At 48.7% G+C, this 25,223-nt stretch carries 22 protein-coding genes; 5 read left to right on the forward strand and 17 right to left on the reverse strand.

The window, feature by feature from the left end:
• Positions 1 to 305: 305 nt before the first annotated feature.
• From spoVG to DW642_RS08680, 3 genes are read right to left on the reverse strand one after another with little or no spacing between them, the layout of a single operon-like run.
• A complete protein-coding gene (gene spoVG / locus DW642_RS08670) occupies positions 306 to 596 on the reverse strand; it encodes a septation regulator SpoVG (protein ID WP_022463229.1) in 291 nt (96 codons plus the stop codon).
• A 28-nt stretch (positions 597 to 624) separates the two neighbouring features.
• On the reverse strand, positions 625 to 1,740 hold the full coding sequence (gene glgD, locus DW642_RS08675) for a glucose-1-phosphate adenylyltransferase subunit GlgD (protein WP_055226716.1): 1,116 nt from the start codon (positions 1,738 to 1,740) through the stop codon (positions 625 to 627).
• 1 nt (position 1,741) lies between these two features.
• On the reverse strand, positions 1,742 to 3,013 hold the full coding sequence (locus DW642_RS08680; RefSeq protein WP_117509922.1) for a glucose-1-phosphate adenylyltransferase: 1,272 nt from the start codon (positions 3,011 to 3,013) through the stop codon (positions 1,742 to 1,744).
• Between the two features lie 696 nt (positions 3,014 to 3,709).
• Between DW642_RS08680 and murC the strand changes: the two genes are divergently transcribed.
• The 5 genes from murC to DW642_RS08705 all read left to right on the forward strand — a co-directional run bounded on the left by murC (position 3,710) and on the right by DW642_RS08705 (position 11,704).
• Positions 3,710 to 5,101, forward strand: coding sequence for a UDP-N-acetylmuramate--L-alanine ligase (gene murC / locus DW642_RS08685; RefSeq protein WP_055219224.1), 1,392 nt, complete (start codon positions 3,710 to 3,712; stop codon positions 5,099 to 5,101).
• Positions 5,102 to 5,637: 536 nt separating this feature from the next.
• A complete protein-coding gene (locus tag DW642_RS08690; RefSeq protein ID WP_117509923.1) occupies positions 5,638 to 6,801 on the forward strand; it encodes a DnaD domain protein in 1,164 nt (387 codons plus the stop codon).
• A 21-nt stretch (positions 6,802 to 6,822) separates the two neighbouring features.
• Positions 6,823 to 7,821, forward strand: a complete 999-nt coding sequence (locus DW642_RS08695; protein ID WP_055219220.1) for an ATP-binding protein — start codon at positions 6,823 to 6,825, stop codon at positions 7,819 to 7,821.
• On the forward strand, positions 7,818 to 9,008 hold the full coding sequence (locus DW642_RS08700) for a ribose-phosphate pyrophosphokinase (RefSeq protein WP_022463223.1): 1,191 nt from the start codon (positions 7,818 to 7,820) through the stop codon (positions 9,006 to 9,008). Before DW642_RS08695 ends, DW642_RS08700 begins: the two co-directional genes overlap by 4 nt.
• A 263-nt stretch (positions 9,009 to 9,271) precedes the next feature.
• On the forward strand, positions 9,272 to 11,704 hold the full coding sequence (locus DW642_RS08705) for a GH36-type glycosyl hydrolase domain-containing protein (protein ID WP_117509924.1): 2,433 nt from the start codon (positions 9,272 to 9,274) through the stop codon (positions 11,702 to 11,704).
• An 89-nt stretch (positions 11,705 to 11,793) separates the two neighbouring features.
• Here DW642_RS08705 and DW642_RS08710 read toward each other — a convergent pair whose 3' ends face one another.
• The 14 genes from DW642_RS08710 to DW642_RS08775 form a co-directional block, all read right to left on the reverse strand.
• The gene (locus DW642_RS08710; protein ID WP_055226710.1) at positions 11,794 to 12,573 is read right to left on the reverse strand and encodes a tRNA threonylcarbamoyladenosine dehydratase; all 780 of its coding nucleotides are present in this window, start codon (positions 12,571 to 12,573) and stop codon (positions 11,794 to 11,796) included.
• A gap of 45 nt (positions 12,574 to 12,618) precedes the next feature.
• A complete protein-coding gene (locus DW642_RS08715; RefSeq protein WP_117509925.1) occupies positions 12,619 to 13,074 on the reverse strand; it encodes a threonine/serine exporter family protein in 456 nt (151 codons plus the stop codon).
• A complete protein-coding gene (locus DW642_RS08720) occupies positions 13,071 to 13,853 on the reverse strand; it encodes a threonine/serine exporter family protein (RefSeq protein ID WP_055226708.1) in 783 nt (260 codons plus the stop codon). The genes DW642_RS08715 and DW642_RS08720 overlap by 4 nt, the downstream gene beginning before the upstream one ends.
• Positions 13,850 to 15,211 carry an MATE family efflux transporter gene (locus DW642_RS08725; protein WP_117509994.1) on the reverse strand — a complete coding sequence of 454 codons (1,362 nt, stop codon included), beginning with the start codon at positions 15,209 to 15,211 and terminating at the stop codon, positions 13,850 to 13,852. Before DW642_RS08725 ends, DW642_RS08720 begins: the two co-directional genes overlap by 4 nt.
• 142 nt (positions 15,212 to 15,353) lie before the next feature.
• On the reverse strand, positions 15,354 to 16,454 hold the full coding sequence (locus DW642_RS08730; RefSeq protein WP_117509926.1) for a hypothetical protein: 1,101 nt from the start codon (positions 16,452 to 16,454) through the stop codon (positions 15,354 to 15,356).
• Positions 16,412 to 16,843, reverse strand: a complete 432-nt coding sequence (locus tag DW642_RS08735; RefSeq protein ID WP_117509927.1) for a helix-turn-helix domain-containing protein — start codon at positions 16,841 to 16,843, stop codon at positions 16,412 to 16,414. Before DW642_RS08735 ends, DW642_RS08730 begins: the two co-directional genes overlap by 43 nt.
• A gap of 190 nt (positions 16,844 to 17,033) precedes the next feature.
• The gene (locus tag DW642_RS08740; protein WP_117509928.1) at positions 17,034 to 18,539 is read right to left on the reverse strand and encodes a serine hydrolase domain-containing protein; all 1,506 of its coding nucleotides are present in this window, start codon (positions 18,537 to 18,539) and stop codon (positions 17,034 to 17,036) included.
• Positions 18,540 to 18,565: 26 nt separating this feature from the next.
• Positions 18,566 to 19,933, reverse strand: coding sequence for a glycoside hydrolase family 32 protein (locus tag DW642_RS08745; RefSeq protein ID WP_055219204.1), 1,368 nt, complete (start codon positions 19,931 to 19,933; stop codon positions 18,566 to 18,568).
• Between the two features lie 32 nt (positions 19,934 to 19,965).
• The gene (locus DW642_RS08750; RefSeq protein ID WP_117509929.1) at positions 19,966 to 21,363 is read right to left on the reverse strand and encodes a glycoside hydrolase family 32 protein; all 1,398 of its coding nucleotides are present in this window, start codon (positions 21,361 to 21,363) and stop codon (positions 19,966 to 19,968) included.
• Positions 21,364 to 21,758: 395 nt separating this feature from the next.
• Complete coding sequence (locus DW642_RS08755) at positions 21,759 to 22,769, reverse strand: hypothetical protein (RefSeq protein WP_147326114.1); 1,011 nt, start codon at positions 22,767 to 22,769, stop codon at positions 21,759 to 21,761.
• The gene (locus DW642_RS08760; protein ID WP_117509931.1) at positions 22,687 to 23,031 is read right to left on the reverse strand and encodes a LacI family DNA-binding transcriptional regulator; all 345 of its coding nucleotides are present in this window, start codon (positions 23,029 to 23,031) and stop codon (positions 22,687 to 22,689) included. Before DW642_RS08760 ends, DW642_RS08755 begins: the two co-directional genes overlap by 83 nt.
• 327 nt (positions 23,032 to 23,358) lie before the next feature.
• Positions 23,359 to 24,288 carry a DUF4097 family beta strand repeat-containing protein gene (locus tag DW642_RS08765; RefSeq protein ID WP_117509932.1) on the reverse strand — a complete coding sequence of 310 codons (930 nt, stop codon included), beginning with the start codon at positions 24,286 to 24,288 and terminating at the stop codon, positions 23,359 to 23,361.
• Positions 24,285 to 24,902, reverse strand: coding sequence for a DUF1700 domain-containing protein (locus tag DW642_RS08770; RefSeq protein WP_117509933.1), 618 nt, complete (start codon positions 24,900 to 24,902; stop codon positions 24,285 to 24,287). Before DW642_RS08770 ends, DW642_RS08765 begins: the two co-directional genes overlap by 4 nt.
• Complete coding sequence (locus DW642_RS08775) at positions 24,899 to 25,216, reverse strand: PadR family transcriptional regulator (RefSeq protein ID WP_117509934.1); 318 nt, start codon at positions 25,214 to 25,216, stop codon at positions 24,899 to 24,901. Before DW642_RS08775 ends, DW642_RS08770 begins: the two co-directional genes overlap by 4 nt.
• Positions 25,217 to 25,223: the final 7 nt, after the last annotated feature.

Genomic DNA, 25,223 nt, shown 5'->3' on the forward strand with positions numbered 1-25,223 from the left:
AAGATACATTTTTCTCTCACTTTACGCTCTCTTCTCTCTTCTGTCCATACCTCTTCCCACAATTTTTCTTCTTTTCTTTATATTTTTTTCCATTTCTTTTAGAATTTGGACACACTTTGCTCACATATTCCTTTTATAATAAAGCTCGGATAGTTGATAAACCACTCACTATCTCCCCCCTCATAAAAAGATGGCGATATACTTTTGTATATCGTCATCTTTGTTTTTACTGACAAAAACGCCCCCGGGCGGAAAACGTAACCACTTCCGTTTTCCGCCCGGGGGCATTCTTTCTTCCTTTTTGCTCAGGCCTCTGCAGCAGCTTCCTCTGCTTCCGCTTCTGCCATCGCCTGTTCGTACTGTTTCAGGATAATGGTCTGAATTTTTTCTCTGGTTCCGGAGTTGATCGGATGTGCGATATCGCGGTACTCCCCGTCCGTAGCCTTACGGCTCGGCATTGCGATGAACAGTCCTTTTTCTCCTTCGATTACCTTAATATCATGTACGACAAATTCGTCATCGATTGTGATAGACACAACCGCCTTCATTTTTCCTTCTTTTGTTACCTTGCGTACTCTCACGTCTGTAATGTTCATAAACTTTTATGCCCCTTTCACCCCATAATCAGATGGCGTATCTTTCGTTTTTTTCGACAACAATTTTGATGCCGTCCTCCCCACAGTGATAGGAGTTTGCACGGATGGTGTCCCTGCTCTCCACAATACAGTTTTCAATGTGAGTGTTGTCTCCGAGATATACATCATTTAAGATGATAGAATTTTTAATCACACAGTTGTTTCCAACATATACCTTCTTGAACAAAACAGAGTTCTCAACCTGTCCGTTGATGATACAGCCGCTGGATACAAGAGAATTTTTCACTGTGCAGCCAGGATTGTATTTTGCCGGCGGAAGATCGTCGATCTTGGAGTAGATGCCCGGATACTGTCCGAAGAAGTAATCTCTTACCTCCGGTTTCAGGAAATCCATGTTGGTTCTGTAATAGGAATCTACGGTAGCAATGTTGCTCCAGTAGGTATTGATCTTGTATCCGTAAATCCGTTTCAGGTTTTTGTAACGGATTAAAATATCCTTTACAAAGTCGTAGCGGTCTTCCTGTGCGCTGCGCTCAATCATTTCGATCAGCTGGCGACGGCGGATGACATAGATACCGGTAGAGATCACGTTGGAGCTCGAAACCATCGGTTTTTCCTCGAACTCCTCGATGCGGCAGTCCTCATTCATCTTCAGGACGCCGAAGCGGCTGGTATCTGCTTCCTTTGAATCCGTGCATACCACGGTAACATCCGCACGTTTTGCAATATGGTATTCCAGTACCTTATTGAAATCCAGTTTGTATACGCCATCTCCCGATGCGATGACTACGTACGGTTCATGGCTGTTTTTCAGCCAGCTCAGGTTCTGACTGATCGCGTCTGCCGTTCCACGGTACCACCAGCTGTTATCTGATGTAACGGTTGGAGAAAATACAAACAGACCGCCATGTTTTCTTCCGAAATCCCACCATTTGGAAGAGCTCAAATGTTCATTTAAGGATCTGGCGTTGTACTGTGTCAGGACAGCCACCTTCTGAATATGAGAGTTTGCCATGCTTGACAGCGCAAAATCGATGCTGCGGAAGCTGCCTGCGACCGGCATAGCTGCAACGGCTCTTTTATTGGACAGCTCTCTCATTTTGTTGTTGTTACCGCCTGCAAGAATAATTCCCAATGCTCTCATATTACTCACCGTCCTTTTCTACAATTGCTCCGCCGGACGGAAGTGTGCCATCCGGGTAATCCTCAAGGGAAGTTTCGCCGGAAATGCAGACATTCTTTCCAATGGTTACGCCATCCGGAATGACTGCCTTTTCTCCAACGGTCACAAGTCCGAATCCGTAAATATTCGGTTTTAAGACGTTCGGCGCTTCCTCGCCAACGCCCATCACAACATGCTTGCCGACATGTACGTTTTCTGCAATAATGGCCTTATTGACCTGGGTTCCCTCGCCGATTGTGCTGTGGCGCATAATAATAGAATCTCTTACAACAACACCCTTTTCAATGCGCACATCCGCACCGATGACGGAATTATGTACCTCTCCGTAGATTTCAGCGCCCTCGCCGATAATACAGCGGTCGACGACAGCGTCCCCTGAAACATACTGCGGACGGATGATATCACCTTTGGTATAGATCTTCCAGAACTCCTCATATAAATTGAATTCCGGAATAATATCGATCAGCTCCATATTTGCTTCCCAGTATGAGCCAAGCGTTCCGACATCTTTCCAGTAGCCGTTGAACTCATACGCAAACAGACGTTTTCCGTTGTCGCGGCAGTACGGCAGAATGTGTTTTCCGAAGTCACAGCTCGGCTGATCCTTCAGGGCTGTCAGAGATTCCTTTAATGCTTTCCAGCTGAAAATATAGATGCCCATAGAAGCGAGGTTGCTTCTCGGGTGCTCCGGTTTTTCTTCAAATTCGGTAATTCTTCCGTTTCCGTCTGTGATCATGACACCGAAACGGCTCGCTTCTTCGATCGGTACCGGCATACATGCGATGGTCACATCTGCGTGATTTGCTTTGTGATAGTCAAGCATCACCTCGTAATCCATTTTGTAAATGTGGTCGCCGGAAAGAATCAGAACATATTCCGGATTGTATGTTTCCATATAAGCCATGTTCTGGTAAATTGCATTTGCTGTTCCTGTATACCATTCACTGCTTGTACTTTTTTCGTATGGCGGCAGAACGGTTACACCGCCTTCGTTTTTATCGAGATCCCACGGAATGCCGATTCCGATATGGGTGTTCAGCCGCAGCGGCTGATACTGGGTCAGTACGCCTACCGTATCAATTCCTGAATTGATACAATTACTGAGCGGGAAGTCGATGATTCGATACTTTCCGCCAAATGCTACTGCCGGTTTTGCCACTTTCTCCGTGAGCACACCGAGACGGCTTCCCTGACCGCCTGCCAGCAGCATTGCTATCATCTCTTTCTTAATCATGCAATCACCTCTTGTCGTATCTAAAGATTTGCAGTAACTGTAAGAATGTACGGTTCTACGCTTACCGTTCACCGCTTTTCCGCGAACGGTAACCTTCGCTGCCCCCCTTCAGGCTTTGCCTTGCAGGAAGGGGCTACTTACACCTGAATCACTTTCTCACGCAGCGAAACAGCACCTGTCTCCCTGTGTACGAAACAGCAACCATGCTGTCGGTTCTGGTTTTTCATATCCACGCACTTCTTTGATAACTACAATTAAAATTATATCACACTTCCGTCTCATTGTGAACATTTTTTATAATTTTTCTTTTATTTTATCTTATATTTTATTGATTTTGACTATGCATTTTATTTGTGTCAAAAATCGTATCATGATTTTCTACAATTTTCGACAGCGTATTCATTTATTTTTACCAGTTTTTGTTACATTTCGTTCATTTTAGTTTGCAATATTTCTTTTTGCATATGTTCTGGTTTATAATACTTATCCATTGTTTTTTATTTCATTTTCGAATTCATCCGCTTTTTTTCTTTTACTTTTCCGGCAAATACGTGTATACTATTAGCCAGAACAGTTCCAGCCGGATTCCGGGGAACCGGCGCTGCATTTCGTTCTGTTCTTTCCTATATTAATTGAAAAATATGTATTGAGAAAATTTCCCCATTTTCAGTGAAAAGACACATTGAAGGAGATACCATGTACGAAGTAGATTTCAGCAAACCAATCCATATACATTTTATTGGCATCGGCGGCATCAGCATGAGCGGCCTTGCCGAGATTCTTTTAAAAGAAAGCTTTACAATTTCCGGTTCCGATGCAAAAGAAAGTGACCTGACCCGCCACCTGACTTCTCTTGGCGCACAGGTTTTCTACGGTCAGAAGGCAGAAAACATTCTTCCGGGAACCGACCTTGTTGTTTATACCGCAGCCATCCATCCGGACAATCCGGAATTTGCCGCTGCAAAAGCTGCCGGTGTTCCGATGCTGACCCGTGCCGAGCTGCTCGGACAGATCATGCGCAACTACGATACACCGATCGCCGTTTCCGGTACACACGGAAAGACGACAACAACTTCTATGCTCTCCCACATTCTGATGGCCGCTGACTGCGATCCGACTATTTCTGTCGGCGGTATTCTTCCGTCCATCGGCGGAAATATCCGTGTCGGCCATTCCGAAACCTTCCTGACCGAGGCATGCGAGTATACCAACAGTTTCTTAAGCTTCTTTCCGAAAATCGGCATTATCCTCAACATGGATGCAGACCATCTCGATTTCTTCAAGGATATCGACGACATCCGCCACTCTTTCCGTGCGTTTGCCCGTCTGCTCCCGACCGACGGCATGCTGATTATCAATGCCGATACGCCGAAATACGATTACGTGACCGAAGGTCTTGGCTGTAAGGTTGTCACCTACGCGCTGGAGAATCAGGCTGTCGCTGATTATACCGCTGCCAACATCACCTACGATGAGTTCGATCACCCGTCCTTCGACTGCATCTGCCGTGGCGAGCTGCGCGGTCGCTATACGCTGATGGTTCCGGGACTTCACAACGTTTCCAACGCCCTGGCTGCCATTGCACTGGCCGATGAACTGCAGCTGCCGGAAAACGCCATCCACGAAGGCTTTGCCACCTTCCGCGGAACCGACCGCCGTTTCCAGTATAAGGGTACATACCACGGAGCAAAGGTGATCGACGATTATGCGCATCATCCAACCGAAATCCGTGCAACGATGGAAGCCGCTGAAAACTGTGCGCACAGAACACTGTGGTGCGTCTTCCAGCCGCATACCTACACCAGAACGAAAGCGCTGCTCGATGATTTCGCTGCCGCTCTTTCCCTGGCAGACCATGTGGTTCTCGCCGATATTTACGCAGCCAGAGAAACCGATACGCTCGGCATCTCCTCCAAAGATATCCAGGAACGCATTGTAAAACTCGGCACTGCCTGCGAATATTTCCCATCCTTTGCGGAAATCGAAAACTATCTGAACGAAAATCTTGCCGAGGGCGACATGCTGATCACCATGGGTGCCGGAGACGTTGTAAAAATCGGTGAGGAGCTTCTTGCTTCCGAAAAATAAAATCATTCTTTCGCTTTACCTGCTCCCTGTGGAAAATGGAGTTTTCCTTTTTTCCACAGGGTCTTTTTTTGCTCCGAATCCACACAATCTGTCTTTTCGCCAAATAGTTACGCACATTTTTATTCACAGCTATTTTCCTGTATTTTCGCCTGTTTTCAGAGTTATCCACATTGTCCACAATTTTATACACATTTTTACGATCCACACAATGTGGATTTCCTGTGTATAACTTTGTTTACATAACGATATCACCAGAAAGTCCTATACTTCCCTGTTTTCCTCCATTTTTCAACATTTTTGGTAGATGATAATATTTCACAAAACGGATTTCTCCACATTATCCACATTGTCCACAGTCCTTTTTCATCCACCGTGCCTTTTTCCCGGAATGTTTTTTCCGCAAAACACCTATTCACTTGTCGAAAATACTGTGTTATACTTGGTTGTGTATGAGAAGGCAAGACGTATAATAAAAAACAGATCGCTAAAAGTAAAAATCTGCCGCACGATAAGAACAGGATGGTGTAATTTTGAGTATGCTGACATTAAACAATGACTGCCTGGCCAGTGTGACTGCTGTGCCGGATCTTTTTCTGGAACAATATATGCCCGCAGCCAACGGAGAATTTGTAAAAGTGTACCTTTATCTGCTGAAGCTGGTCAAAGACCATCAGCAGGATTCCACTCTGTCATCGATGGCAGATTTTTTTTCCTGCACGGAAAACGATATCGTCCGGGCGCTGAAATACTGGGAGAAGCAGGGACTCCTCTCGCTCTCCTACACCACTGGGGAAAGCGTTCCGACCGGAATCGCCTTTCTGCCGCTTGTCCGGAAGGAAGAAAGCGGAATCCTTCCAACACCGGAATCCTCGATTTCCGGCCCGATTGCGGCTGCACCGGCTGTTTCTGCTGTATCCGTTGAAATCCCGCAGACGGAACAGACCCCGGCTCCATCACCACAGCCGGCCGTTTCTGCCCCATCTGCCTCTTCTCCGGCAGATGATCTTTCCAGTTCCGGTATTTCCGGACAGTCAGTAGAAAAAAAACACGCTCCCGGCAGCCGCGAAGAACTGCAGCACGTTCTTTACGTTGCGCAGACGTATTTCGGTCATCTTCTGTCGCCAACGGAAATCGAATGCATCATGTTTTTCTATGATGATCTCCACTTTTCCGCGGATCTTCTGGAATACCTGGTGGAATACTGTGTTTCGAAGGGAAGCACCAGCATCCACTACCTGAAAAAGGTAGGACTCGCCTGGCAGGAAAGCGGAATCCGCGATGTTGCCTCTGCCAAACAGGAGACCACGACATTCAACAAACATTACTACACAATTTTGAAAGCATTCGGCATCCGCAACCGCGCACCGGTGGAAAAAGAAGCCGAGATGATGGACCGCTGGCTGAATACCTACGGTTTTACGATTGATCTTATCACCGAAGCCTGTCAGCGCACCGTTTCCAAGATCGGCCAGCCGAGCTTCCAGTACGCGGAAGGCATTCTCTCCAAATGGAAGGAACAGGGCGTCCGCTCCATGGCAGACGTCGAACAGCGCGATGCGGAGCACCAGAAAAGGAAGAAAACCGCTTCTGATCAGAATGCGGCACGAAAAACCGCTCCTGCTGCTTCAAGTAACCGCTTCAACAATTTCCATCAGAGAGAATACGACTACCAGAAGTTAGAAGAACAGCTTCTGAAATAACGCCCGGAGGACGAAACAACTATGGCACTGACAAACCCGCAATACGATGCGATTATGCGCATGTACAACGAACGGCAGCTCCGCCACCAGAGAGAACAGCAGGAGCACATCCGCATTGCTTATGAAAAGATTCCGCGCCTTGCGGAAATCGACGCCGAGATTGCATCCCTCTCGGTTCGGAAAGCAAAAGCGATGCTGAACGGAGACGCTTCCATGGATCTCGACCTGAATGCTGCCATCCGTGACCGTTCCCAGGAACGCGCGGCGCTCCTTTCCATGCACGGCTACCCGGCAGACTATCTCGAGCTGACGTATGACTGCCCGCTCTGCCGCGACACCGGCTACATCAACGGCACGCAGAAATGCGCCTGCTTCAAAAAAGCTGCCGTCGATCTTCTGTACCGGCAGTCCAACGTGGAGGAGCTTCTGAAAGCCGAAAATTTCAGCCAGTTCTCTCTGGATTACTACTCGGACAGCCTGACCAGTACCGGAACACCGCTCACTTCCCGCGAGGCCGCTGCTGCCGCGCTCGAAAAAAGCCAGGCGTTCGTCCGCAATTTCGGCTCGTCGTTTGAAAATCTCTTCTTTTACGGCGACACCGGTGTCGGAAAAACGTTTCTTTCGCACTGTATTGCCCGCGAACTGATCGAGCAGTCGTTCTGTGTGATTTATTTTACTGCATTTGATCTGTTTGACCTGTTTGCACGCTACACCTTTTCCAGTTCAGAAGAAGCAAAAGACGCTCACGCCAATATCTTTGACTGCGATCTTCTGATCATCGATGATTTAGGTACGGAACTGACCAACAGCTTCGTCTCTTCCCAGCTCTTTCTCTGCATCAACGAACGCATCCTGCGGAAGAAATCGACGATCATCTCCACGAACCTGCCCCTTGACCGCTTCATGGAGACGTACTCGGAACGTACCTTTTCACGAATTTCAAGTAACTACACCATCATTAAACTTTTTGGAAACGATATTCGGATCCAGAAAAAACTTTTGGGAGGAACCAAAGCATGAGTAAGGGAACTGAAGGACATTTTGACACACTGCCAATCGGAAGACTGGGACTGATCCCGCTGAACAGCAGCGCCGCACTTGGAAAAAAGGTCGACGATTATCTGGTCAGCTGGAGAAAGGGACGCGGCAATGAATTTGCGGAAAAATATGTCGCTGCCTATGAAGGATATGAGCGTGACAGCTACATTATCCAGTCTCAGGTTCCGCGTTTCGGTTCAGGCGAGGCAAAGGGTATCATCAACGAATCTGTCCGCGGTGACGATATCTACATTCTGCTCGATGTCTGCAACTACAGCCTGACCTATTCTCTGTGCGGCTACACCAACCACATGTCTCCGGACGACCACTTCCAGGATCTGAAGCGTGTCATCGCAGCCATCGGTGGAAAAGCCCGCAGAATCAATGTCATTATGCCATTCCTGTATGAGAGCCGCCAGCACAAGAGATCTGGAAGAGAGTCTCTCGACTGCGCACTTGGTCTGCAGGAGCTGACTGCTATGGGCGTAGAAAACATCATCACCTTCGACGCTCACGACCCGCGTGTCCAGAACGCGATTCCGCTGCATGGATTTGAAACCATCCAGCCGGCTTACCAGTTCATCAAAAACATCCTGCGCAATGCACCGGATATGAAGCTCGACAAGGATCATCTGATGGTCATCAGCCCGGATGAGGGCGGTATGGGCCGTGCTATCTACATGGCAAACAACCTCGGTGTTGACATGGGTATGTTCTACAAACGCCGCGACTACTCTACCATCATTGACGGACGCAACCCGATCGTTGCCCATGAGTTTCTCGGTGCTGATGTCAAAGGTAAGGATATGATCATCATCGACGATATGATCTCCTCCGGCGAGAGTATGCTGGAAGTTGCCAAACTCTTAAAGGATCGTGAGGCACGCAACATCTACATGTGCTCGACCTTCGGACTGTTCACCAGCGGACTGGAGAAATTCGACAAGGCTTATGAGGAAGGACTCTTCACAAAAGTTCTGACCACCAACGTCGTATACCAGACACCGGAGCTTCTCTCCCGCGAGTACTACATCAGCTGCGACCTGAGCAAATATATCGCTCTCATCATCGACAAGCTGAATCACGATGCCTCCATCAGCGGACTGCTGGATCCGGCGGATCGTATTCAGAAAGTTATTAAGAAATTTAAGAATCACGAGAAGATCTGATATTCCAGGGTTCAAAGTTCGAAAGCTGTTCGTGCTTGCACGATAAAGCGTTCGAATTTGGAACCCGCCAAACATGAGGACGTAGCGCCAGCGGATTCCGAATATTTGCAGAATCGCGGAACAATTCGTGAATATCCACAAACGCCGAAACTGTCACGAAAACGGTTTCGGCGTTTTTTTATATTTTTAGCAAATTCTTGCTAGTTTTTTCTTTTTTCGGCTGTATAATGAAATTACATTGTACGACGAAGGAGGTATCACACATGCAATTTGGACATTTTGATGATGCGAAAAAAGAGTATGTCATCACAAGCCCGAAGACTCCGCTTCCGTGGATCAACTATCTGGGATCTGAGAACTTCTTTTCTCTGATTTCCAATACCTGCGGCGGATACAGCTTCTACAAGGACGCAAAACTTCTGCGTCTGACCCGTTACCGTTATAACGATACGCCGCTCGATCAGAACGGACGCTACTACTACATCAAGGACGGCGATACCGTCTGGAACCCGGGCTGGCAGCCGACCCAGACGCCGCTCGATTCCTACGAGTGCCATCATGGCCTTGGCTACAGCCGCTTTGTTTCTTCCAAAAACTTAGTTGCCGCTGAACTGACCGCTTTTGTTCCGCTGGCAGATTCCTGCGAAGTAAACCGTCTCATGCTGACCAACAACGGCACCGAAGAAAAAACACTGGCTCTGACTTCTTTTGTAGAGTTCTGCTTCTGGAACGCCGCGGACGATATGACCAACTTCCAGAGAAACTTCAGCATCGGCGAAGTTGAGATTCAGGGTTCTGAAATTTACCACAAAACTGAGTACCGCGAGCGCCGCAGACATTACGCTGTTTATGCAGTCAACTGCCCGATCGACGGATACGATACCGACCGCGACGCTTTCCTTGGCGCTTACCGCGGAAATGACCGCCCGGAGACCGTTCTGCGCGGCACTGCAGGCAACACCGTCGCCAGCGGATGGGGTGTGATCGGTTCCCACCACATCGACGTTACCTTAAAACCAGGCGAGTCCCGCTCCTTTATCTTTGTTCTCGGCTACTGTGAGAATGCAGCGGATGACAAATGGGAAGCTCCTGGCGTGATCAACAAAAAACCGGCAAAAGAGATGCTCTCTCACTATCAGACCGACGAGCAGGTTGACGCAGCACTTGCAGAGCTTGCTTCCTACTGGGAAGGCCTGCTGGCAAAATATGCGCTCTCCTGTGCAGATGAAAAACTGGGACGCATGGTCAACATCTGGAACCAGTATCAGTGTATGGTTACCTTCAACATGTCCCGTTCTGCATCCTACTTCGAATCCGGCACCGGCCGTGGTATGGGCTTCCGTGATTCCTGCCAGGATCTGCTCGGCTTCGTTCATCTGATTCCGGACCGCGCAAGAGAGCGTCTGCTCGATATCGCTGCTACCCAGTTTGAAGACGGAAGCGCATATCACCAGTATCAGCCGCTGACCAAGAAAGGAAACATGGATATCGGAAGCGGCTTCAACGATGACCCGCTCTGGCTGATTGCCGGATGCGCCGCCTACATCAAAGAGACCGGAGATTTCTCCATTCTCGATGAGCAGGTTGATTTCGACAACGATTCCACCAAGGCACAGCCTCTGATGGAGCACCTGAAACGTTCCTTCGACTTTACCGTAACCCATCTCGGACCGCACAAACTGCCGCTGATCGGCCGTGCTGACTGGAATGACTGTCTGAACCTGAACTGCTTCTCTGCAGAGCCGGGCGAACCGTTCCAGACAACAGGACCTTCCGAGGGACCGGTTGCTGAGTCCATTTTCATCGCCGCTATGTTCGTAAAATACGGCAAAGAGTACGCAGCCATCTGCCGCCGCAGAGGCAATGAGGAAGAAGCTGTTTACGCAGAAAAAGAAGTCGAAAAAGTTTACCAGGCAGTCCTTGATGCAGGCTGGGACGGCGAATGGTTCCTGCGTGCTTATGATGCAGCAGGCGAAAAAGTCGGCTCCAATGAGTGTGAGGAAGGTAAGATCTACATCGAGCCGCAGGGCTTCTGTGTTCTTGCTGAAATCGGTGTCAAAGAAGGACTGGCAGAAAAAGCCCTGACTTCTGTCCAGAACATTCTGGAAACCAAGTACGGCGTTGTTCTTCTGCAGCCGGCTTACACCAAGTATTACCTGAATCTTGGTGAGGTTTCCTCCTATCCGCCGGGATACAAAGAGAATGCTGGTATCTTCTGCCACAACAACCCATGGATCTCCATCGCTGAGACCGTTATCGGCCACGGAAACCGCGCATTTGACCTGTACCGCAAGATCTGCCCGGCTTACATTGAGGACATCAGCGAGATCCACCGCACCGAGCCGTACGTCTACTCTCAGATGATCGCCGGAAAAGACGCTGCTCACTTCGGTGAGGCAAAGAACTCCTGGCTGACCGGTACTGCCGCATGGACTTTTGTCAATGTTTCCCAGTACATACTCGGCATTCAGCCGGATTACGACGGACTGACCTTAAATCCGTGTATTCCGTCCGATATGGAAGAGTTCAAGATCCGCAGATACTTCCGCGGTGCATGGTATAACATCACCTTCCAGAATCCGGAGCACAGGGAGAAAGGTATTTCTTCCCTCACGGTAAACGGAACCGCAGTAGAAGGAAATCTGATTCCGCTCACCGAAGGCTGCACCGAATATGATGTTGTTGCCGTAATGTAATTTTTCAAATTTCAAATCTCCATAAACACAAGGCGAGCCCCGGAAAGCACAACTGCTTTTCCGGGGCTCGTCCCTTTTATTCTTATTTTTTACTGCAGCTGCCGTCTCTCTCTGACACCGGAAAGATCTTTGATGACCTCTCCCGCCAGAATCAGTCCTGCTACGGACGGCACAAACGCTACGCTGCCCGGGATATCACGCCGCTCCGTGCATTTTCTTGCAGCTCCCGGAGGACAAATACAATTTGTCCGGCAGCTGATGCTCATATCCTCAAGCGGACGGAGGGATTTTTCCTCTGAATAGACCACTTTCAGTTTCTTCACGCCGCGTTTTTTCATCTCACGCCGCATGACCTTTGCCAGCGGACACATGTTCGTTTTATAGATATCCGCCACGCGGAACTTCGTCGGGTCCAGCTTGTTTCCAGCTCCCATGCAGCTGATGACCGGCACATTGCACGCTTTGGCGCGCATGATAATCTCAATCTTCGCTGTCACGGTATCAACAGCATCCACCACGTATGAATACTTCGAAAAATCAAAATCGTCCGCATTTTCCGGCAGATAAAAGCATTTGTATACCTCTACCTCCGCTTTCGGATTGATATCCAGAATGCGTTCTTTCATTACGTCTACTTTATATTTTCCGACACTGCTTCTCGTCGCAATAATCTGACGGTTGATGTTGGTGAGGCAGACCTTATCATCGTCTACCAGCACAAAATGGCCGACACCGCTTCTTGCCAGTGCCTCCACGGTATAGCCGCCCACGCCGCCGATACCGAAAACGGCAACGGTTGCATTCGCCAGAAGATCCATGCTCTCCTGTCCGAGCAGAAGCTGTGTTCTGGAAAACTGATTCAATGCCATTTGTTTTCCTTCCTCCTTGTTTATAATCTCTACTACAATAATAGGTTATTTGCTTTTGTCTGTCAACACCTTACGGAACCAGCTCTGCGGAAACTCAAAAGCAAAGAGAATGCCAAGTACAATCGCAACTGCATCCTTCAGTGTCAGAAATCCTCTTGCACCGGCGCGCTCCAGATCATTGGTTACCACGTAAAAAGCAGTCCAGTAGATGCCGCTTCCCGGCACCAGCGGGAAAATACCCGCAATCAGAAATACCGTTACCGGACAGCGCTTGTACACCGCAAAACTGCGCGACAGAAGGATGACGAGCACCGTTGCAAAAAAGATGGATACCGGCTCTGTCGTATGCGGGAGGATCAGTTTATAGCAGATCCAGCCGCAGGCACCTGCCAGTCCGCAGTACAGGTAGTATTTCCGCGGCACCTGGAACAGCAGCGCAAACGCAATCGTTCCGACGCAGGCTGCAAAAAATTCCGCAATTAAACGAATGGTATCACTCATAGCTGCAGCCCTCCCGCCAGTTGATGATATCCTGTGATAATCAGTCCGACGCCAAGCGCAATACAGAATGTCACAAGCAGCGCATCGAGCATCCGCACGGAACCAGCGATGTAGTCCTGATCCGCAATATCACGGATGGCGTTCGTGAAATTGACACCGGGCACCAGCGGAATAATCGAACCGATGATGACCTTGTCCAGATGGTGCCCAATCCCCGCCTGATACAGAAAAACGGCAATCAGCGTGACAAGCGCGCCGCCGGAAATATTCGTCGCAATCTTTGACATTCTGCCACGCAGCAGGTACAGCAGATAGAAATACAGAACAAAGCCCGACAGAAACGCTACCATGCTGTCCACCACATCGCCGCCGAACAGAAAACAGAAGCAGGCGCTTCCGACACCGGATGCAAGCACCTGGTGCCATCTTGGTTTGTCCGGCATCCGCTGAATATCGAGCAGCCAGGCCTTCGCCTCCTTCGGCATGTGCAGACCCTCCTCGATTTCACGGGAGAGCTGGTTGACTGCCGTTACCTTGTCGAGCCGCGCCGCCGACAGCGGAATGTGACGCACGCGGGCAAATTCCTGCTTTTTTCCGCTCTCAGCTGTCAGAAAAATACCACTGCTCAACACAAACGCATCGCTGGAGTCAACGCCATACGCCCGCGCAATGCGGTCGATCGTCTCCTCCACACGGAAGATTTCCGCACCGCTCGCCAGCAGGATGTCTCCCGCCAGCGATGCCACATCAAGCGCTTCTCTCGTCGATTCTGCGTTCATCTTTGTTTTCCTCCTTTTTCAAAACCGTATACCCATTTTCCTTTCAAAAACAGATACAGGAAAATGACAGAACTGATACTCCAGGTCAGCGGGTAAGCCCAGAAAATCACGCGGATATCCGGGATCAGCCGGACCGTCACGGTAATGTAGCTGACGCGGAACAGGCACCAGACGCAGAGCATGACAACCATGGGAACCGCGGCGTGCCCGGAACCGCGGAGCACAGCCGCGATGCAATGAGAAAACGCCAGCAGAAAATAAAACAGTGCAATCGTTCTCGCCTGCATCACGCCGTAATGGACAACGGCCGGATCGCTGTTAAACGCCGCAATCAAAGTCGGTGCGGCCGCATAGATCACAAACCCGATCAGCTCGGCGATGGTAATGGAACAGAGAATGCCAAACCGCGCTCCTTTTTTCGCCCGGTCATACTGTTTTGCACCGAGATTCTGGCTGACAAACGTCGTCAATGCCATCGTAAAGCATGTAACCGGAAGGAATGCAAAACCCTCGATTTTTGCATATGAACCGCAGCCTGCCATCGCCATTTTCCCGAATGCATTGATGTTCGTCTGCACGAAAACGTTTGCGATCGAAATAACCGAGTTCTGGAAACCGGACGGCACACCGTTGCGGATGATTTCACCGAGCGCTCTGCCATCGAAGCGGATTTTGCGGATGGAAAGACGATACTCTTCCTTCGTCCGCAGCAGATGGATCATACAGAGAATCGCACTTGTAAACTGGGAAATTACCGTTGCAAGCGCTGCCGCACCGACCCCAAGGCCAAGGCCGCCGATAAAAAGCAGATCGAGCACAACATTGATGCACGATGACACGATCAGATAGATCAGCGGGTGGCGGCTGTCGCCGACGGACTGCAGAATGCCGACGAAAATGTTATACATGATAAAACCGAGAGAGCCTGCAAAATACGTACGAAAATATTCGACCGACTGCGGCAGGACATCGGACGGCGTTCCCATCAGCACGAGGATTTTCGGCGCCAGATACATGCCAAGCACAGTCAGCGCTGCACCGGCCGCCAGGCCGAACGCCACGGTCGTATGGATCGCTTTCTGCAGATCTTCCCGGTTTTTCGCTCCGTAATACCTTGCAATCACGACACCAGCGCCCATTGCGATACCGTTAATAAAACCAACCATCAGAAAGATCAGATTGCCCGAAGAGCTGACCGCTGCCAGTGCATTGCTTCCCAGAAAATTTCCTACAATCAGCGAGTCGGCCGTATTGTACAACTGCTGGAACAGATTGCCAAGGAACAGCGGGATCGCAAACAGAATCATCTTTTTTGAAATACTGCCCTCCGTCATTCTTGTTTTACTGTCTGTACTCATTCGTAAAAACCCCCATTTCTTTTTCGTACAGCCAAAACCGGTCATCCGCAGGTTCCCGCCCGGTGCGTGTCCAGCCTTCTTTTCAGCAGACACACACCGGAACTCACCCGAGATGACCGGTTTGGAAATATCCTTTTTTCTATTATATCGAACCTTCTCTGGAATGACAAGCCACAAATTCATACAGAATGGCTTCGACACGTCCCAGCATCTCCTCTTCCGTGCAGAGTTCTTCCGGTTTCATGGATTCCAGGTAATCGTAGAATGCCATAAGAATGCTCGGTTCCCGGATGCTGAGGTAAATCAGCCGCTCTGTCCGCGTCTGGAACAGAAGATAGCCCTCGTTTGCATTGACCGAAATATTCAGCGCATGCTCTGCTCTCTCTTTCGTTTCCCGGATCATACGAAGATTCGCGCGATCCCGCAGCGCCAGAAAGCGGCGGATCAGGGCGATACGCTCGTCAAAGTCCAGCGGAGAATAGCACTCTTTTGGATACTCATCCACGCGCCCCGTTTCCAGGAAACTTTTGATGCCATCCTCTGAGAAAAACATCGTCGTTTTTTTATCCAGCACCTGTGTCTGCATCACCTTTGCGTACTGTGCAACCGCCCGTATCATCTGCTCACGCCCCGGCATTTCTTTTACGAGATGGCGCTCCAGCATTTCTGCTGTCAGAAGGCCGGAAAGACACGGCATTCTCTGAAAGAAATACCGCGGAGAATCTGACGCAACAAAGTGACGAATCAGCGTTTCCGTATAGCCAAGCTGGGACTGCACCGTGTCAAGACGTTCAAACAGCGGTTCCGACTGTTTTAAATAGCCTTCAAACATCTCACGCATCATCCGCAGCGTCGTTTCCTCCCGGAACAGAATTGCATTCTGGTAATCGGCACTGAATGCAAGTGCACAGTGTTCCGTCAGAATGAGATATGGGAACAGACGGAACTCATTCAGCCGCGCCGCCACATTGTCATAGTAGTACCAAGCACGGTAATCACAGCCACAGGCACAGATCGGCAGAATCTTCTGCAGACAGCTCAGATTGTAATTTTTCCGCATCGAAACCATCTTCTCGTTGTTGTTCATGCAGAACAGATGGTGAATCGTCAAATTCGGGTTCTGTTCCCCGAATACCTGCAGAAGTTCCATGGCAAAATCGAAGTCCGGCTGGACCAGAACGGAAATTTTTCCGTCTTCTTTTACAGCTTCACCGAAAAACAGCTGCAAAATTGCATGCCGCACATGCACTGTGCCCCGAAAGGGAATCTCTCCGCTACCCCCCCCCCGTTCAATTCCAGTTTTGCAATCTCCGCCTCATGGAAGATATATTCCTTTTTCCCCTCGCGGTGGCTGAACGTTTCAATCAGTTCTCCGACCGATTTGCGCCGGTAATAAACCTCTTCACCCATCTGGGTAATGTAAAATGCATCCATGAAATCTGTTTTTTCCCGTGGCGTCAGCTGCATGAACTGTGCCATCTTCCGCACAACATCCTCCCCGGACGGATTTCGTTTTCCATTGATGATCTTATACATGAAAGAACGATCGAGTCCGCAGAACTGTGAAAGCGGGTAAACCCCGACATCCTTCATGGTGATATATTCGGATAATAAATCTGAAAAAACTGACATAGAGCCTCCTGTATCTCGATATTTTGTGTCGATTCTTTTCCAATATAGGTAAAAGTTTACCATGTTCAGAGAGACTTGGCAATTCTTCCGTTCGGCTTTGCATATCGTTTTTCTTTTTTTTACAGGATTTTCACACTGTTATGGAAAAACCGACGGAAAATTCCGCCGGTTTTTCTCTCTTTCGACCTGTTTAATCTTTTTTTATTCCAAATACAGTCAGTGCCTGACGTGGTGAAATACCGAGTCCACCGACACTAATCAGCGTATCCTCTGCCTCCAGCAGAAGATTTTCCTTCTGGAATCTGACGATCATGCGGCCACCACTCAAACCGTCCATCCGGCGAAGCTCCATCTCAAGCGTGTTGACGGTACGCCATGCAGCGGATCCTGCGTAAATATGGCCGTCTGCTTCACTGTAGGCGAAATCCCGGCGCATGGAGAGGACAAATTCCTTTTCTTTGCCGCCTTCCTGTACTTTCCAGTACATCTTATCGCAGCCAAAAGCGAATCGCATCTCCTGAATCGGACTTGTCTCCAGCGAAAACAGGCCGCTTCCGCCGATCAGAATTTCTGCAGAATCCGGCAGCTGCTGGTTGTCCATCAGCGGAACAGATACATAAACATGCTTACTTACCTTTTCTTCCATAAACGGATTTCTCGTTCCTCTGCGCGGCTGCAGTGCCAGCTGCGCGGTACGCTCTTTTACCGCACCGGCAAGCGGGGACGGCGGCAGCTCTCCTGCCTCTTTCTTCACATACGGGATCAGTTCCTCCTGCAGTGCACTCAGCTCCTCCTGCGTCTGTTCTGTTGCTGTTGTCAGGATCACAATCAGATCGAGATCCGGGAACACAACGCCGAACTGACCGTACGCACCATCTGCGCGGAAGGAGCCCGGATAACGGCACATCCAGCACTGATAGCCGTAGCCCTGCGCCCAGTCTTTTACGTGGCCTTCCGAATCGCCCTCCGTCTCAATCTGCTTGCGGCAGGCGCGTTCAAACCAGTCTTTTCGAAGCAGCTGCTTTCCTTCCCACTCACCCTGTCTGGACAGAAAATACGTGAATTTTGCCATATCCTCCGTTACCATCTTCATACCGCCTCCACCGAGCTCCGTTCCGTCTCCGAGCAATGCACAGGTAAGGGATGTGATGCCAAGCGGCTCCAGCAGACGGGATTTCAGAAACTCTGTAACATTCTGTCCCGTTTTTTTCCGCAGAACGGCAGCCAGCATGTTGGTTCCGGCTGTATTGTATTTATAAAACGTTCCCGGCTCATGGAGCACCGGATGATGAAGAAAGGTAGAAATCCAGTTTTCGGAATTGTCCATAATCTCCGTCTCGTGGCCGCACCCCATAATCAGCAGGTGATGCAGCGTGATTTTTTTGAGATTTTCGGATGGATTTTCCGGCAGCAGGTCCGGAAAGATATCGACAATTTTCTCATCCAGCGATAAGATTCCCTCCTGCTCGGCAAAACCAATCGCCGTTGCTGTCAACGATTTGCTGAACGAATACAGTGGATGACGGAATTTTTCATCATACGGCTTCCACCAGCCCTTCGCTGCACACTGTCCATGGCGGATCACCATAAAGCTATGCAGCTCAATCTGGCTTTCTTCCATCCGGTCGAGAAAATTCAAAATTCCTTTGGAGCTGATTCCAGCTGATTCCGGTGTCACATCTTTAAAGTATCCCATTTTGCTTTTCCCCTTTCTCGCAGCCCTTATGCATCAATTTCGTAAAGTTCGACAGAAAGATCGCCCTTCCAGCTTACACGGTCGTACGGTGTCTCCGGATAAACCACTGTAGAGATAGCATCTACGCCATCCTCAGCAAACAGTTCCAGAATGGAAACATCAAAAACAAGCTCCAGATTCCATGCTCCGTCTTTCTTTCTCGCTGCGGTGCTGATGGAATATTTTTCCGTCATGAAGTGCTCACTGAATTCTTTGTAGCCCGCCATGGTACGGTCAACCGTGATTTTGGTGTCAGTTACATAAATCTTCAATTTCTGTCCCACTGAGTTTTTCAGGCAAATTTTCGCATCTCCTTTTCCGGAAACCTTCAGTCCAAAGGTCTCTGTGCGGATCGTTGTATGATTCTCGATCGGATAGCTGCTGTGACGGAATTTTTCCAGTCCGGCCGGAGCAGCCACGAGGGTCAGCGCACCATCTACTTCTGTCAGGGACAGCTTTCTCGCCAGGGTTGCCTGGCCACAGTACTCTTCTGTCGGAGTCTGTGCTGCATACTGCCAGTTCATACCCCATCCCATCAGCAGAACATCTTTCGCATTCTGGAATGTAACGGCTGCATAGTTGTCGAAGCCTTCATCCAGCCATCTCGGCTCATCGGATGGGTAGGTGCAGAGGAATTTTTCTCCATCGAAATCGCCCAGGAAATACTGCATTTTGCAGTGGTCATCTTCGGAAGCTTTCGTCATGCTGACAACAAGAACCCATACATTTTTTCCTTTATACTCAATCGGGAACAGATCCGGGCATTCCCATACACCCTTCACATGGTTTCCTTCCGGTCCGAATTCTCCTGTTTTCTCCCAGTTTTTCATATCCTGGGATGCATAGAAGAAGACACGGTCCTGCGCTGCAAGGACAAGACTCCAGCATCTTCTGACCGGATTCCAGAACGCTTTCGGGTCACGGAAATCGGAAATTCCCGGGTTTTTGATGACCGGATTCAGATATGACTTTTCAAAATGCCGGCCCTTATCATTGCTGTATGCAATACTCTGCTGTTCCAGGCCGTCCTTATGATGACTCGTGTAAATAGCAATGATTGGCGGATTTTCATTGGTGCCATACTCAGAAGAATTCTGCGTATCATACACAGCACTTCCCGAGAAGATAAATCCAAGTTCATCCGGATAAAGTGCGATTGGCTGATGCTCCCAGTGAATCAGGTCGCGGGATGTTGCATGGCCCCAGTGCATCGGTCCCCAGCTGGTATCATACGGGTACTTCTGATAAAAGAAGTGGTACACGCCATCTACATAAACCATGCCATTCGGATCATTCATCCAGCCTTTTTCCGGCGAAAAATGGATTTTCGGTCTGTAATCTCTTTTTTTCATCATTTTTGTAAAACCTCCCAAAATAAACATATCCCCTATTTTTTAATGGTGTACATTTTCACTTCCAGATCTCCGTCTGTGGAAACCACCTGATACGGAGCATCCGGGTAAACACATACAGAAGCGGTCTCCAGACCACCATCTGCATAAATCTCCAGATAGGAAACATCAAAAATAATCTCCATGTTGACATTTCCGCGCATGTAACGTTTTGTTGTGGATATCAGCAGATCCTCTTTTTTGAAGAGCTTCGGATCTACATCATCAAAGTAACTAAGGTCGCCGCTCTTAGAGCGGTCCACCGTGATGCTGTCCACCGTTACCTCGATGACTACTTCCTCACCTCTGCTGTTTTTCAGCGCAATTCTTCCGAAATTGCCCTGCACGAGAAGTCCAAAGCTCTCGGTCAGCAGCGGCTTCTGATTTCCGATCGGGAAGGCACCCGCACGGTACTCATCGATCCCGAACGGTTTTGTTTTCAGGCGGTATCCCTCATCGGTCTCACAAAGTGAAAGTTCTCTTGGCAGTGTCATCAGACCGGAATACTCACCGGTCGGAACAAAGTTCGCGTAGAGCGGATTAACGCCCCATCCAAGGTAAACCGGGCGGTCGTAGTTTCCATACGTTACGCCGGCATAGTTGTCGAATCCGAAATCAATCCACAGCGGCTCGTCTGTGATCTCGGTGCACTGGAAGGTATCTCCATCAAAATCACCGACGAAATACTGTATATTGGCACGGCCTTCGGTTCCCGGATGTATCATGCTGACTATCAGAATCCATTTGAATCCGTCAAATTCATTTCCTGTCTTAGCACGGATCAGATCGGTGCATTCCCATACCGTCGGCACTTTATTGACACCGACACCGAACTCGCCTGTTTTCTTCCAGTTTTTCAAATCCTGGGATGCGTAAAACTCTGCATGGTCGCCAGATGCCAGAACAAGGCTCCAGCAGTCCTTTTTGTCATTCCAGAAGACGCGTGGATCACGGAAATCCGGTGTGCCCGGGTTTTTGATCACCGGGTTGCCATAATATTTTTCAAAATGCTTTCCCTGATCCAGACTGTATGCAATACACTGCTGCTCCAGGCCTGTTTCCATATTGTGCGCCGTGTAGACAGCCACCATCGGCTTCTCACCGTATTTCGCAAATCCGCTTGTGTTATTTTCATCGTATGCCATACTTCCGGAGTACATCGTTCCGATCTCATCCGGGTACAATGCGATCGGCAGATGCTCCCAGTGAATCAGGTCTTTCGATACTGCATGACCCCAGTGCATCGGTCCCCATACAACGTCATTTGGATTGTGCTGATAATACAGGTGCCAGATACCATCGATATAAATCAGTCCGTTCGGATCGTTGTTCCAGTTTTTCTCCGGTGTAAAATGAATGTTCGGCCTAAAATCTCTTTTTCCCTGTTTACTCATGTAATCCCTCTTTTCCTGCTCTCTCTTTTCCTATTTTATCTTTTTCCATTTGTTTCAATCCACAGTCGGTAATTTCACAGAGTCTGACATGTCAGCAGAATGCTGACTGTGGTTTGCCTCATGTCAGTGGGGGATACCGATTTCTCTCCGCCCGCCACTGCCGTTAACTTTCTTATTTGCAATTCATCTCACCACCTATAGAGGTGGGAGAATCCTTGCTATTATTTGTTGAAACTTCAACAAATAAGAAATAAAAACGAAATAGTCTTCTTTTTAAATATGGCCATGTTATATGGGATACAACATGGCCACATTTAGAATTTCTTTAGTTGTAGAACATCAATTACAAATCGTTTACGTTACTGTTTTTTTCGTAATCGCTTTTCGCCCGATTTTTAGTTTGCTGCAGAAGCTGCTCGATCTACTGCGCCCTGGTAAATCTCAACCAGTTCATTCAAGCCAGCGCCTTCCAGCTCTGTTTTATAGGAATCCCAGCTTGCATCATCAACGCCGCCGGTTACCCATGTGGTGATATAACGATCAACGATATCGGAGATGGTCGGCTGAATCTGTGCCAGACGCTGAATCTCTTCCTGGGTCATCAGAACACGCGGAATAGTGTCATACTCTTCCATGATGTCATCTTTACCGTTTTCTTTCTGCATCTCGAGAAGCTTTACAGCATCAAAGGTGTATCCGCAAACAGTATCATAGTACTCGTTCTGAACGATCATAGAACCACGGCAGGTTGTGGAGTTTATACGAGCCTCACCAAAGTTCTTATAATCCGGATTCAGAGGTTTGTAGTTTCCATTTTCATCAAGTGGTGTACGAAGAATGCCGTCCTCGTCTTTCTCATAGTTGTATCCGATTGCACCCCAGTTAGATGTAACAGAAATTTCCGGATCGCCTACCATGTAATCTACAAATCTTGCAACAACGTGCGGGAATTTGCAGGTTGTTGTGATTGCTGTATCGGAAGAATCCTGCAGCTCAGAGTAGTTACACTCGAAACCGGTCATACCGTCTTCGCCCTGCAGTCTTGGAACTGCTACGTACTGATCATGTACTTCCTGGTTTGTAATTTCCTGATCGCCCCAAACACCGAAGGAACCGATCTTTGCAACGTTCTCTTTGATCAGGGAAGCGTTGAATGCCATACTGGAGTCTGCCTCGAAGGAGCCGTTCCAGATCAGTCCTTCTTCATACAGCATATTGAAGAATTCTGCTGTTTTCTTGAATGCTTCATCCATTGCAGTGAAGGTAACTTTTCCATCAACCAGTCTTAAGTGATCCGCATATGCATTTCCTCCGCAGTAGGAGTCAGCGCATCCGAATGCACCCGTGAAACGATAGAACAGGTTGTAGGAACCAAAGGTATCGGTTGCACCGAACCAGGTAGCCATTGGTGTACAGATTATTCTCGACATGTTTAACCAGAGATGCCATAAACGGATGTGAAAGATTCTTAACAACAATTCCGATAAAACCGGACTTGTTGCGGAACAGGTTCTGGGCAAGCTCATTTGGTTTATAGTTCAGTTCCTCCACTGCCTGCATGATCTTCTGTTTTGTTTCATCGGAAATATACCCGCTCCCATTGAGTGCACGGGATACCGTTCCGATTCCTACTCCCGCTTTGATCGCGACATCTCTAATACTTGCCATAGTTTCTCCTAACTCCTATTCTGACACTGGGCTGTTTTCTCTGACTCGTTCCGGCTTTTCCCCCGCTGCCGGTCTGTGGAGCCCGTTCCACAATGCTTGATTACTTTTATTTTAAAGCACCGCAATCTACAAATCAAGTTAAAAGCTGAAAATTTAAGTACAAAAAACAAGCGACTGTTTGGATCATTTCCCTTTTTCTGGTGAAACCATCCAAACAGCCTCCTGTGTTTTTGTCACTTTTGTCTTATTTTCCAAAAACGCTCATTCATGCGGGCATGCTTTGCGATTTTTCTGGAATTTCATATGTCCCTGAACATTCAGAAACGCTTAATCGTTTTCCAACGAGATATCACCATCCTTTGTCATCAGTGTGATTCTGCCCGCTGGCTGATCCGGTACATAAGAAAAGCTCTGCTCGTCCTCCTCTTTCTGCATCAGATTCTCCATGGTATCCGGTACATCGATCTCCCCAAAATCTGTCTTTGCCGTAATTTCCAGCCGTTCCAGATCTTTTTTACCCAGTTCAAGTTCAATATCGCCGTAGGAGTTTTCCACCGACACGTCTCCGGAAAGCTTCGTATTTTGGATTTTCGCATCGCCATCCTCCAGCGTGATCGACCCATTCTCCCACGTTCCGCTCTTCAGTTCCACATCACCGTAATCTGCTTTGCATTTGATATTCTGCATGTCACATCCGAAAAGTGTGATATCTCCATCCGCATTTTGCAGTCTTCCGCTTTCCGCCTGGATGCCATTCATCTGCACATCACCGAATCCCATCGTTACCTCTATTTTTTTCAGTACCTTCTTTTCCGGTACATACAGAATCACTCCTGTTTCCGACTGTTTACCGCCACTTAAGATTTCTTCCGTAAAGTCAATATTAATGTAAATCGTATCGGACACTGCGCTTGTCTCTTCGATGCTCAGAACACCGTCCCGCACGCGATATTCCACTGCATTCTCTCCTTTTTTCGACGGAATCCGCCAGGCGAGATAACAGGAATCGTCACCGGACGGAAGGATGTTCAGGTCGCCGATCGTAAGGTCTGCCTGCAGTTCATCAAAATCATCAAGTTTTATCTTTTCCTGTGTGGAAATGCCGTCTTCCTTCTTCGCAGAACCGCTCATCGCATTCAGATCATACGTTTCCGCGTATGCTTTTCCGCCGCTTGCCCATCCGCTGAACATCAGCACTGCACCGGCAATACAGCAGGCACATCCTGTCAGTAATGCTGTTTTTGTCCATTTTTTCATGATCTGCTTCCTCCTTTTTTCGTTACCTTACGTGTACACCACACGAACAGCCGTCCCATCCATTTTGCAAAGTATACGCCGAACACTGCGCACAGAATACTGATTCCCAGCATGAAAACGCCCATTCCGGTAATAAAGCAGAATCCGCCGAAGGAAACCGTAACTGCCAGAATGCCGCGCAGCAGCATTTTAATTCCGGCGGCCACGCCGACAACTGCAATCAGAAAAACGCTCATATCAAGCAGTGCCGCACAGAGGGCCGCGCAGAGCAGAACGATGAGAATGCTGATCAGAATCGGGGCTCCGACCGGGGCTGCAAACAGGGCGAGAATCGCGATCCAGACGATGTTGGCGCCTGTCGTTTTTTTCTTCTCTTTCCGTTTTTCTTCCTTTTCCATTGCCTCGCGTTCATCTACTTTTTTGTCCAGAAGATTCCGCATCAGCTCGGCGGCTGCCTGTTTCGGTGTTCCGAGTTCTTTGATCACGGCCTGCTCATTTTCCGGACCGGCATCTGCAAAATACTCGGTGAAGTATTCCATCGCATCTTCATAGTCGCTCTGCGGAAGCTTCCTCAGATACTTTTCCAATTGTTTCAGATATTCCCCACTCGTCATTCTTTTTTCCTCCACACGATAATGTCGTCAATGGTGTCACGGTAGGACTTCCATTCGCCCTGCAGGTACGCCATCTGTGTTTTTCCTGCTTCTGTGATCGAATAATACTTCCGTTTTCTGCCCTGGTACTCTGCGGAATACGTCGTCACGTAGCCCGCCTTTTCCAGTTTTTTCAGGATCGGGTACAGTGTCGACTCTTTGATGTCTGCAACCAGTTTGATCGTCTGGCTGATTTCATATCCATAAGAATCTTCCCGATTCACAATCGACAGGATCATAAATTCGATCAGCAGTGCTGATACCGGAAAATACATAAAAAAC

The sequence above is a fragment of the Blautia sp. AM23-13AC genome (assembly GCF_003435675.1).
GTDB classification, from domain to species: domain Bacteria; phylum Bacillota; class Clostridia; order Lachnospirales; family Lachnospiraceae; genus Fusicatenibacter; species Fusicatenibacter saccharivorans.

Excerpts from the sequence above, each read along its gene's own strand:
- spoVG (WP_022463229.1), bottom strand. The coding sequence starts at position 596 with ATGAACATTACAGACGTGAGAGTACGCAAGGTAACAAAAGAAGGAAAA.
- glgD (WP_055226716.1), bottom strand. The coding sequence starts at position 1,740 with ATGAGAGCATTGGGAATTATTCTTGCAGGCGGTAACAACAACAAAATG.
- DW642_RS08680 (WP_117509922.1), bottom strand. The coding sequence starts at position 3,013 with ATGATTAAGAAAGAGATGATAGCAATGCTGCTGGCAGGCGGTCAGGGA.
- murC (WP_055219224.1), top strand. The coding sequence starts at position 3,710 with ATGTACGAAGTAGATTTCAGCAAACCAATCCATATACATTTTATTGGC.
- DW642_RS08690 (WP_117509923.1), top strand. The coding sequence starts at position 5,638 with ATGCTGACATTAAACAATGACTGCCTGGCCAGTGTGACTGCTGTGCCG.
- DW642_RS08695 (WP_055219220.1), top strand. The coding sequence starts at position 6,823 with ATGGCACTGACAAACCCGCAATACGATGCGATTATGCGCATGTACAAC.
- DW642_RS08700 (WP_022463223.1), top strand. The coding sequence starts at position 7,818 with ATGAGTAAGGGAACTGAAGGACATTTTGACACACTGCCAATCGGAAGA.
- DW642_RS08705 (WP_117509924.1), top strand. The coding sequence starts at position 9,272 with ATGCAATTTGGACATTTTGATGATGCGAAAAAAGAGTATGTCATCACA.
- DW642_RS08710 (WP_055226710.1), bottom strand. The coding sequence starts at position 12,573 with ATGGCATTGAATCAGTTTTCCAGAACACAGCTTCTGCTCGGACAGGAG.
- DW642_RS08715 (WP_117509925.1), bottom strand. The coding sequence starts at position 13,074 with ATGAGTGATACCATTCGTTTAATTGCGGAATTTTTTGCAGCCTGCGTC.
- DW642_RS08720 (WP_055226708.1), bottom strand. The coding sequence starts at position 13,853 with ATGAACGCAGAATCGACGAGAGAAGCGCTTGATGTGGCATCGCTGGCG.
- DW642_RS08725 (WP_117509994.1), bottom strand. The coding sequence starts at position 15,211 with ATGAGTACAGACAGTAAAACAAGAATGACGGAGGGCAGTATTTCAAAA.
- DW642_RS08735 (WP_117509927.1), bottom strand. The coding sequence starts at position 16,843 with ATGTCAGTTTTTTCAGATTTATTATCCGAATATATCACCATGAAGGAT.
- DW642_RS08740 (WP_117509928.1), bottom strand. The coding sequence starts at position 18,539 with ATGGGATACTTTAAAGATGTGACACCGGAATCAGCTGGAATCAGCTCC.
- DW642_RS08745 (WP_055219204.1), bottom strand. The coding sequence starts at position 19,933 with ATGATGAAAAAAAGAGATTACAGACCGAAAATCCATTTTTCGCCGGAA.
- DW642_RS08750 (WP_117509929.1), bottom strand. The coding sequence starts at position 21,363 with ATGAGTAAACAGGGAAAAAGAGATTTTAGGCCGAACATTCATTTTACA.
- DW642_RS08755 (WP_147326114.1), bottom strand. The coding sequence starts at position 22,769 with ATGGCTACCTGGTTCGGTGCAACCGATACCTTTGGTTCCTACAACCTG.
- DW642_RS08760 (WP_117509931.1), bottom strand. The coding sequence starts at position 23,031 with ATGGCAAGTATTAGAGATGTCGCGATCAAAGCGGGAGTAGGAATCGGA.
- DW642_RS08765 (WP_117509932.1), bottom strand. The coding sequence starts at position 24,288 with ATGAAAAAATGGACAAAAACAGCATTACTGACAGGATGTGCCTGCTGT.
- DW642_RS08770 (WP_117509933.1), bottom strand. The coding sequence starts at position 24,902 with ATGACGAGTGGGGAATATCTGAAACAATTGGAAAAGTATCTGAGGAAG.
- DW642_RS08775 (WP_117509934.1), bottom strand. The coding sequence starts at position 25,216 with ATGTATTTTCCGGTATCAGCACTGCTGATCGAATTTATGATCCTGTCG.